General features: G+C 66.3%; 12 protein-coding genes. 10 read left to right on the top strand and 2 right to left on the bottom strand.

Features of this window, described 5'->3' with window-relative positions; all coding sequences use genetic code 11:
* Positions 1 to 350: DapH/DapD/GlmU-related protein (locus ACTS1X_RS11610; RefSeq protein WP_442614558.1), on the top strand; the 350-nt coding region annotated here is incomplete at its 5' end.
* Here the strand turns inward: ACTS1X_RS11610 and ACTS1X_RS11615 are convergent.
* On the bottom strand, positions 347 to 853 hold the full coding sequence (locus tag ACTS1X_RS11615) for a TlpA family protein disulfide reductase (RefSeq protein ID WP_442614559.1): 507 nt from the start codon (positions 851 to 853) through the stop codon (positions 347 to 349). The genes ACTS1X_RS11610 and ACTS1X_RS11615 overlap by 4 nt on opposite strands.
* 103 nt (positions 854 to 956) lie before the next feature.
* Between ACTS1X_RS11615 and argH the strand changes: the two genes are divergently transcribed.
* From argH to ACTS1X_RS11645, 6 genes are all read left to right on the top strand, one after another.
* Positions 957 to 2,333 carry an argininosuccinate lyase gene (argH, locus tag ACTS1X_RS11620; RefSeq protein ID WP_442614569.1) on the top strand — a complete coding sequence of 459 codons (1,377 nt, stop codon included), beginning with the start codon at positions 957 to 959 and terminating at the stop codon, positions 2,331 to 2,333.
* Entirely contained in the window at positions 2,330 to 2,575 is a 246-nt protein-coding gene (locus ACTS1X_RS11625; protein WP_442614560.1) for a hypothetical protein, read from the top strand. The genes argH and ACTS1X_RS11625 overlap by 4 nt, the downstream gene beginning before the upstream one ends.
* A gap of 2 nt (positions 2,576 to 2,577) precedes the next feature.
* Positions 2,578 to 3,840, top strand: coding sequence for a diaminopimelate decarboxylase (gene lysA, locus ACTS1X_RS11630; protein ID WP_442614561.1), 1,263 nt, complete (start codon positions 2,578 to 2,580; stop codon positions 3,838 to 3,840).
* A gap of 49 nt (positions 3,841 to 3,889) precedes the next feature.
* On the top strand, positions 3,890 to 4,747 hold the full coding sequence (gene galU / locus ACTS1X_RS11635) for a UTP--glucose-1-phosphate uridylyltransferase GalU (RefSeq protein ID WP_442614562.1): 858 nt from the start codon (positions 3,890 to 3,892) through the stop codon (positions 4,745 to 4,747).
* Between the two features lie 85 nt (positions 4,748 to 4,832).
* Complete coding sequence (locus tag ACTS1X_RS11640) at positions 4,833 to 5,618, top strand: precorrin-2 dehydrogenase/sirohydrochlorin ferrochelatase family protein (RefSeq protein WP_442614563.1); 786 nt, start codon at positions 4,833 to 4,835, stop codon at positions 5,616 to 5,618.
* Positions 5,615 to 5,899, top strand: coding sequence for an HNH endonuclease (locus tag ACTS1X_RS11645; RefSeq protein WP_442614564.1), 285 nt, complete (start codon positions 5,615 to 5,617; stop codon positions 5,897 to 5,899). Before ACTS1X_RS11640 ends, ACTS1X_RS11645 begins: the two co-directional genes overlap by 4 nt.
* A 24-nt stretch (positions 5,900 to 5,923) precedes the next feature.
* On the opposite strand, the gene ACTS1X_RS11650 is transcribed toward ACTS1X_RS11645, so the two are convergent.
* Positions 5,924 to 6,490, bottom strand: coding sequence for an HNH endonuclease (locus tag ACTS1X_RS11650; protein WP_442614565.1), 567 nt, complete (start codon positions 6,488 to 6,490; stop codon positions 5,924 to 5,926).
* A 189-nt stretch (positions 6,491 to 6,679) separates the two neighbouring features.
* Between ACTS1X_RS11650 and gluQRS the strand changes: the two genes are divergently transcribed.
* The 3 genes from gluQRS to ACTS1X_RS11665 form a co-directional block, all read left to right on the top strand.
* Complete coding sequence (gene gluQRS, locus ACTS1X_RS11655; protein WP_442614566.1) at positions 6,680 to 7,555, top strand: tRNA glutamyl-Q(34) synthetase GluQRS; 876 nt, start codon at positions 6,680 to 6,682, stop codon at positions 7,553 to 7,555.
* 65 nt (positions 7,556 to 7,620) lie between these two features.
* Positions 7,621 to 7,845 carry a twin transmembrane helix small protein gene (locus ACTS1X_RS11660; RefSeq protein WP_442614567.1) on the top strand — a complete coding sequence of 75 codons (225 nt, stop codon included), beginning with the start codon at positions 7,621 to 7,623 and terminating at the stop codon, positions 7,843 to 7,845.
* 54 nt (positions 7,846 to 7,899) lie between these two features.
* On the top strand, positions 7,900 to 8,285 hold a 386-nt coding region (locus ACTS1X_RS11665; RefSeq protein WP_442614568.1), incomplete at its 3' end, for a cob(I)yrinic acid a,c-diamide adenosyltransferase.

Raw genomic sequence — 8,285 nt, forward strand, 5'->3', positions numbered from 1 at the left:
CCGGGATCGGCGGCGTGCTCGAGCCGCTCCAGGCGAACCCGACGATCATCGAGGACAATTGCTTCATCGGCGCGCGTTCCGAGGTCGTCGAAGGCGTGATCGTCGAGGAGGGCGCGGTGCTCGGCATGGGCGTTTTCATCACCGCCTCGACCAAGATCATCGACCGCTATACGGGGGAGACCTTTACCGGCCGCGTGCCCGCCTATTCGGTGGTCGTGGCGGGATCGACGGCCAATCGCCAGACGGTCGACGGCGATGCCGCGCCGAGCCTCTATTGCGCCGTGATCATCAAACGTGTCGACGAGAAGACGCGCTCCAAGACCAGCGTCAACGAGCTGCTGCGCGGCTAGTCTCCGAGCGCGCCCGAGATCAGCGTATCGGCGCGCTCGCCGGCCCAGTCCATTCCACCGATGACGCGGAACAGTTCGCGTCCGTCCTCGTCGTAGAGGATCGTGACCGGCAGCGTATCGAGCGCGAGCGTCATCATCATCGCATTTTCTTCGTCGAGCCATTGTTCGAGATGATCGAAGCTGTTCTCGGCGAAGAACGGCCCGACGACCTCGGCCCCCTGGATGTCCTGGCTGATCGTCAGTACCTTGAGATTGCCGTCCTCGCGGTCCGCGAGAGCGTCGAGCGTCGGCATCTCGCGGATACAGGGGGCACACCAGGTCGCCCAGAGGTTGACGAGCAGCGGCTGACCTTCGAAATCCGAGAGCCTGATCGCCTGTCCCCCGGCGTTGGAGAACTCCAGATCGGGCGCCGCCATGCCGCGGTGTTCGACGCTGACCCGGCCCATGGTTTCCGATCCGCCATAGCTCTCGACCGTGGCGCCGTTCGTCCCGGGTGCCGACAAGGCTTCTTGCGGGGCCCCGTCGCTTTGCCTATCGCAAGCGGCGAACAACGGCGCAAAACCGAGGAGCAGGGCAATCAACATGCGCACGGGCAATTCCAATCAGATGTGGGGCGGGCGCTTCGCCGAAGGCCCGGCGTCCGTCATGCGCGAGATAAATGCCTCGATCCCGTTCGACAAGCGGCTCTGGCGGCAGGATATCGCCGCGAGCCGCGCCCATGTCGCGATGCTCGGCGCGCAGGGCATTATCGATGCCGAGGATGTGCAGGCGATCGACGGAGGACTCGCGACGATCGCGGCCGAATATGAAGCGGATGGCGTTCCCGAAAATCTCGATCTCGAAGACATTCACATGCATGTCGAAAGCCGGCTGGCCGAGCTGATCGGACCGGTCGCCGGGCGGCTGCACACGGCGCGCTCGCGCAACGACCAGGTGGCGACGGATTTCCGGCTCTGGGTGCGCGATGCGATCGACGCGGTCGATGCCGGGCTGGCCGCTTTCCAGTCCGCGCTGGTGATGCGTGCGGAGGAACATGCCGATACGCTGATGCCGGGCTTCACCCATCTGCAATCAGCCCAGCCGGTCACGCTCGGTCATCACCTGATGGCCTATTGCGAAATGGCGCGGCGCGACCGCAGCCGCTTCGCCGACGCACGCGCCCGGCTCAACGAATGCCCGCTCGGCAGCGCCGCGCTTGCCGGCACCGGCTTTGCGATCGACCGGGATGCGACGGCAAAGGCGCTCGATTTCGACAAACCGACGGACAATTCGCTCGATGCCGTATCCGACCGCGATTTCGCGCTCGACTATCTGATGGCGGCGACGCAATGCGCGCTGCACCTCTCCCGGCTGGCCGAGGAATTCGTGATCTGGGCAAGCCAGCCTTTCGGATTCGTCACCCTGCCCGATGCCTATTCGACCGGTTCGTCGATCATGCCGCAGAAGCGCAATCCCGATGCCGCCGAACTGGTGCGCGGTCATGCGGGGCGCATCGCCGGCTGCATGACGGCCCTGGTGATAACGATGAAGGGCCTGCCGCTCGCCTATGCGAAGGACACGCAGGACGACAAGCCGCCGGTGTTCGAGGCGCACGACCTGCTCGCGCTGTCGCTCGCCGCGATGACGGGCATGGTCGAGACCATGACCTTCGTTCCGGAGCGCATGCGGTCACTGGCCGAAACGGGTCATGCGACGGCGACCGACCTGGCCGACTGGCTGGTGCGCGAGGCGAACGTGCCCTTCCGCGAGGCGCATCACATCGTCGGCAGCGCGGTGAAGCTCGCCGACGAGCGCGGCGTCGCGCTGGCCGATCTGCCGCTGGCCGATCTGCAGGCAATCGATGACCGCATCGCCCAAAGCGTCTATGACATCCTCACGGTCGATTCTTCGGTTGCGAGCCGGACCAGCCACGGAGGGACGGCGCCGGATCAGGTCCGCGCCCGGATCGCCGAAGCGAAGGCCAGCTTGGAGAAGGGCGCATGAAAAGCCGAATGTCCGTTGCGCTTGCGTGCGCGCTGTTGATCGCCGCCTGCGGCGGGCGCGAGCCGCTCCAGCCGGCGCAGGGCGAAGGCATGCCCGTCGCCCCCGCCATGGCCCAGAGCCAGCCGACGACCGACGATCTGCTCGAGCCGACGACGCAGCAGCGGCCCGAGCGGGTCGACGAGCTGCTGCGCCGCTCGCAGGAGCGCGAAGACGATCCTTTCGATCTGCCGCCGCCCGGCTGAGCATGGATCATTTCTCGATCCGGGACGGCGTCATGCATGCCGAGGATGTGCCGCTGGCGCGCATCGCCGAGGAAGTCGGCACGCCCGTCTACGTCTATTCGCGCGCGACGCTCGAGCGCCACGCCCGCGTCTTCCGCGAGGCGCTGTCCGGTCTGGCGCGCGTTCACATCGCGTTCGCGATCAAGGCCAATCCCAATCTCGCCGTGCTGCGCGTGCTCTCGCGCGAGGGTTTCGGCGCCGACATCGTGTCGATCGGCGAGATGAAGCGCGCGCTGGCGGCGGGGATCAAGGCGGCGGACATCGTCTTCTCCGGGGTCGGCAAGACGCGCGCGGAGCTGCGCGAGGCGCTCGATGCCGGCATCGGCCAGTTCAATATCGAGCTGGAGGAGGAGGGTGTCGCCATTGCCGAATTCGCGGCGAACATGGGCAAGACCGCGACCGCCGTGCTGCGCGTCAATCCGGACGTCGACGCCGGCACGCACGCCAAGATCTCGACCGGCATGAAAGAGAACAAGTTCGGCGTGCCGATCGATCAGGCGCCCGAGATTTTCGCGCGTCTCGCGGCGCTCGACGGATTGACGATGCGGGGCCTCGCCCTGCACATCGGCAGCCAGATATTCGATCTCGATCCGATCGAGCGCGCCTATTCGAAGGTCGGCGCGCTCGTGATGCAGCTGCGCGCCGCGGGCCACACGATCGACCGGGTCGATCTCGGCGGGGGCCTCGGGGTGCCCTATGAACGCGACAAGGTGCCGCCCTCGCCGGCCGTCTATGGCCAGATGGTCGCGCGGGTGACGAAAGGATGGGACGTCACGCTGATGTTCGAGCCCGGCCGCGTCATCGTCGGCAATGCGGGCGTCCTGCTGACGCGCGTCATCTGGGTGAAACCGGGCGTCGTCCGGCCTTTTGTCATTGTCGACGCCGCGATGAACGACCTGGCCCGCCCCGCGCTGTACGATGCCTGGCATGATTTCGAAGCGGTCGTGCCGACCGGGGAGCGCATGGTCGCCAATATCGCCGGTCCGGTCTGCGAGAGCGGCGATACCTTCGCGATGGGCCGCGAGATCGACGCGGTGAAGGCCGGCGATCTCGCCGTCTTCCGCACCGCCGGCGCCTATGGCGCGACCATGGCCAGCACCTATAACAGCCGTGCGCTGGTGCCCGAGGTGATGGTCGACGGCGACGCATTCGCCATCGTCGCGGAGCGGGTCATGCCCGAAGCGCTGATCGCGGCCGAGCATGTGCCGGATTTTTTGAAGGATTGAAAGTGCCCCGCGCGCCGTTTCAATCGGAATTCCAAAGGGGAATCGCATCATGAAACCCGTTCGCAAAGCCGTTTTCCCGGTCGGCGGTCTCGGCACCCGGTTCCTGCCCGCGACCAAGGCGATCCCGAAGGAAATGCTCCCGGTCGTCGACCGGCCGCTCATCCAATATGCGGTCGACGAAGCGCGCGAGGCGGGAATCGAGCAGATGATCTTCGTCACCGGGCGCGGCAAGGCAGCGATCGAGGATCATTTCGATGTCGCGCATGAACTCGAGTCGACGATGAACGAAAGGGGCAAGTCGCTGGCGGCGATCGAAGGCACCCGGTTTCTCCCCGGCAATGTCAGCTATGTCCGCCAACAGGAACCGATCGGGCTGGGCCACGCGATCTGGTGCGCGCGCCATATCGTCGGCGACGAACCCTTCGCGATCTTCCTGCCGGACGAGCTGATGGTCGGCGAGCCCGGCTGCATGAAGCAGATGGTCGAGGCCTATCACGAGGTGGGCGGCAATATCGTGTGCGGCTACGAAGTCCCGAGCGACCAGACGCACCATTATGGCGTTGTCGATCCGGGCGAGGAAAAGGGCGCACTGGTCGAGGTGAAAGGGCTGGTCGAAAAGCCGCCCCAGGGCAGCGCGCCGTCGAACCTGATGATCCCGGGCCGCTACATCCTCCAGCCCGAAGTGATGCGGGTGCTCGAGAACCAGGAGCGCGGCGCGGGCAACGAAATTCAGCTGACCGACGCCATGGCGCAGATGATCGGCGATCAGCCGTTCCACGCCTATCGGTTCGGCGGGCGGCGCTTCGATTGCGGGAGCAAGGCCGGATTCATCAACGCGAATATCGCGCTGGCGCTCGATCATGCGGATATCGCCGCCGAGGTGCGGGCATTCATTTCCGGTCTCTAGCGCGCCAGGCGCCCGCAGGCGCCCGGATATTCTCTCCCGTCAAAATCGCTTCGCCCCGTTCCGCCATCCTGCTATGATTTCCGTCATGCAGAGTCTTCCGATTTTCGTCCGGCTCCGGAACCGAACCGTCATCCTGCTCGGCGAGGGCGAGGCGGCGGACGCGAAGCGGCGGATTCTCGAGCGGGCCGGTGCCGATATCGTCGGCGAGGATGGCGCGGCCGCGCTGGCGATCGTCGCGCTGGAAGATGACGCGGCGGCCGAAGCGGCGGTCGAACGGCTCAAGGCACGGGGGATTCTCGTCAACGCCGTGGACCGGCCGTCATTGTGCGACTTTACCTTGCCCGCGATCGTCGATCGGGATCCGGTCATCGTCGCGATCGGTACGGGTGGCGCCTCGGCCGGGATGGCCAAGGCGCTGCGGCAGCGGTTCGAACAGCTGCTGCCAGCGCGGCTCGGGGCGATCGCTCGCAGGCTCCGCGACAAGCGCGGCGATATCAAGGCCAAATGGCCCGACGGCGCCGCGCGGCGCCATGCAATCGATGCCGCGTTCGACGAGGGCGGCGCGCTCGATCCGCTCGTTCCGCACGGCCCGCGCGACGTCGACCATTGGCTTGACGGGGATGATGGCGATGCAGCGGGGCGCCACGATCAGCTGGAAATCGTCCAGCTGCGCTCGGCCGATCCGCACGACCTGACGATCGGCGAGATGCTGCTGCTCGGCCGCGCCGACCGGCTCTATCTCGCGCCCGGCGTCCCCCAGGCGATCTCCAACCGCGCCCGGGCGGATGCGCAGCGTATCACGGCGGCCGAACTGCCGGACGACCCGGGACCGGGCCTTTCGGTGTTTGTGACGGTGACGCCCGTCGAATGACCGCATCGCCCTGGCGCTGCTTCCTCTGTGAGCGGCCCTTCGGCCGCCGGGTCGAATGGCATCATCCGGTGCCGAAATCGAAGGGCGGGCGCGACCGGGTTCCCGTCCATCCGATCTGCCACCGCACGATCCACTGCCATTTCACCAACGCGGAACTGGTCCGGCGTGGCGGCGATGCCGAGGCGCTGAGGGCGCATCCCGATATCGGGAAATTCGTACGTTGGCTCGCAAACAAGCCGCCCGATTTTCATGCGGCGACGCGCGCGGGGCGCGGCCGCTGAAACGATCCCAACAGTTCGGGCCGCCTACGCCTCCAGTTCGACGTCCCAGTAGAGCCAGTCGCGCCAGCTTTCGTGCAGATAGTTGGGCGGAAACTGCTTGCCATGCTGCTGGAGCTGCCAGGTGGTGGGCCGGTGCGGCGGCACGGTCAGGCGCATATTGGCCTGTTTGGGCGTGCGGCCGCCTTTCTTGAGATTGCACGGCGCGCAGGCGGTCGCGACATTCTGCCAGGTCGTCTTGCCGCCCAGCCGCCGCGGCACGACATGATCGAAGGTGAGATCGTCCGGCCGGCCGCAATATTGGCAGGTGAAATGATCGCGCAGGAACAGGTTGAACCGGGTGAAGGCCGGATATTCGCTCGGCCGCACATATTGCTTGAGCGCGATGACGCTCGGGATCTTCATCGTCAGCGAAGCGCTGTGCACTTCGCGCTCGTAATTCTCGACGACATTCACCCGGTCGAGGAACATCGCCTTGATCGCCGTCTGCCAGGGCCAAAGGCTCAGCGGATAATAGGACAGCGGCGTATAGTCGGCGTTGAGGACGAGCGCCGGGCAGCTATCCGGATGGCGGATGAGATCGGGGTGATACATGGGCCGACACGTCTCCAGCTCTGCGAACCCGCACAGCCAGCGCCCTTCGACCTGTCGCCACCCAGGACGAAAGAAACCGGCCTGCCGGCTCTTTCATCTGTTGCCACGCCATTAGACAGATTACCGTGACGCGATGATGACAACACCAGTCCCGACTCGTGGTCAAGAGCCGGTTTCAGGATTTTCTGGATGACCGAGACCTTCGTCACGCGATTTGCGCCGAGCCCGACCGGCCTGCTCCATCTCGGCCATGCCTATTCCGCGCTCCGGGCATTCGACCTGGCCCGCGAAGCGGGCGGGCGGTTTCTGCTGCGCTTCGAGGACATCGATACGGGGCGCGTGCGCGCCGAATATTATGCGGCGATCGAGCGCGACCTGGCCTGGCTGGGCATCGCGTGGGACGGCGAACCGCTGCGGCAGTCGGATCGTTTTTCGGCTTATCGTGGAGCGCTGGGCGCCCTGATGGCGCGCGATCTCGTCTATCCCTGTTTCTGCACGCGCAAGGAGATTTCGGCCGAGATTGCCGCGAGCGCGTCGGCGCCGCACGGCCCCGATGGCCCGCTCTATCCGGGAATCTGCCGCTTGATCGATCCCGCCGAGCGCGAGCGGCGTCTCGGGACCGAACCCCATGCCTGGCGGATCGATATGGCGAGGGCCTCGGCGCTGGCCGGCCCGCTCTTCTGGGAGGACGCGGAGGCGGGGCGTATCGAAGCCGCGCCGGGGATTCACGGCGACGTTGTCCTCGCGCGCAAGGACGTGCCGACATCCTATCATCTCGCCGTAACGGTCGACGACGCCGCGCAGGGCGTGACCGATATCGTCCGCGGCGCCGATCTGTTCCCGGCGACCCATGTCCACCGGCTGCTCCAGCACCTGCTCGGCCTGCCCGTTCCGCGCTACCATCATCACCGGCTGATCGCCGACGAGGCAGGCAGGCGCCTCGCCAAGCGGGATGATGCGCTATCCCTGGCGGCGCTGCGCGAGGCCGGCATGTCCGCGGATCGGATAGCCGCGGCCCTGCGCGCCGATCCGCCGGACATCGGGAGCCTGCGAGGCGCAGATTGACCGCCGCCATCGGGCGATCGCAAGATCGGGGTGGATTTGCCGCGGCAGAAGCCTACATTGCACGCATGCAGATCATCCTCACCATACTCCTCGTCGCGGCGATGGCGGCGACCGTCTTCTTTCTGATTCGCGGAATCGTCGCCTTTCTCAGGACGACCGAGGCGGACCTGATGGGCGACGGCATGAACCAGTCGGGCGTCAAACAGAACAAGGCGATGCAGGGCCGGATCATCATGCAGGCCGTCGCGGTCGGGATCGTCGTGCTGCTGCTGTTGCTGATGGGTCGGTAGAGGCCTTCCTTGCCGGGTCTTCGCCATTTCACGCCGGGAAAATTCTGACACGCCATGGTCAAGCTCACCAAGATCTATACGCGCACCGGCGATGACGGCGAGACCGGCCTGGTCGACGGGTCGCGCGTGTCCAAGGCCGATCGGCGCATGGCGGCGATCGGCGATGTCGACGAGGCCAACAGCGCCATCGGCGTCGCGCTGTCTGCGGGTGTCGCCGAGCCCTTTCGCGCCATGCTGGCGAAGATCCAGAACGAGCTGTTCGATCTCGGCGCCGATCTGGCGACGCCCGGCGAAGATTTCGCGCCGTCGGACATGGTGTTGCGCGTGACGGCCGATCAGGTGACGCGCCTCGAAACCGAAATCGACGAGATGAACGACGCGCTGGCGCCGCTCACCAGTTTCATCCTGCCGGGCGGGAATCCGGCGGCGGCCGCGGTCAT

Source organism: Parasphingopyxis sp. (assembly GCF_052168275.1).
Lineage (GTDB): Bacteria > Pseudomonadota > Alphaproteobacteria > Sphingomonadales > Sphingomonadaceae > Parasphingopyxis.

Coding starts and splice junctions, on each gene's coding strand:
- argH (WP_442614569.1), top strand. CDS start 957: ATGTGGGGCGGGCGCTTCGCCGAAGGCCCGGCGTCCGTCATGCGCGAG.
- ACTS1X_RS11625 (WP_442614560.1), top strand. CDS start 2,330: ATGAAAAGCCGAATGTCCGTTGCGCTTGCGTGCGCGCTGTTGATCGCC.
- lysA (WP_442614561.1), top strand. CDS start 2,578: ATGGATCATTTCTCGATCCGGGACGGCGTCATGCATGCCGAGGATGTG.
- galU (WP_442614562.1), top strand. CDS start 3,890: ATGAAACCCGTTCGCAAAGCCGTTTTCCCGGTCGGCGGTCTCGGCACC.
- ACTS1X_RS11640 (WP_442614563.1), top strand. CDS start 4,833: ATGCAGAGTCTTCCGATTTTCGTCCGGCTCCGGAACCGAACCGTCATC.
- ACTS1X_RS11645 (WP_442614564.1), top strand. CDS start 5,615: ATGACCGCATCGCCCTGGCGCTGCTTCCTCTGTGAGCGGCCCTTCGGC.
- ACTS1X_RS11650 (WP_442614565.1), bottom strand. CDS start 6,490: ATGTATCACCCCGATCTCATCCGCCATCCGGATAGCTGCCCGGCGCTC.
- gluQRS (WP_442614566.1), top strand. CDS start 6,680: ATGACCGAGACCTTCGTCACGCGATTTGCGCCGAGCCCGACCGGCCTG.
- ACTS1X_RS11660 (WP_442614567.1), top strand. CDS start 7,621: ATGCAGATCATCCTCACCATACTCCTCGTCGCGGCGATGGCGGCGACC.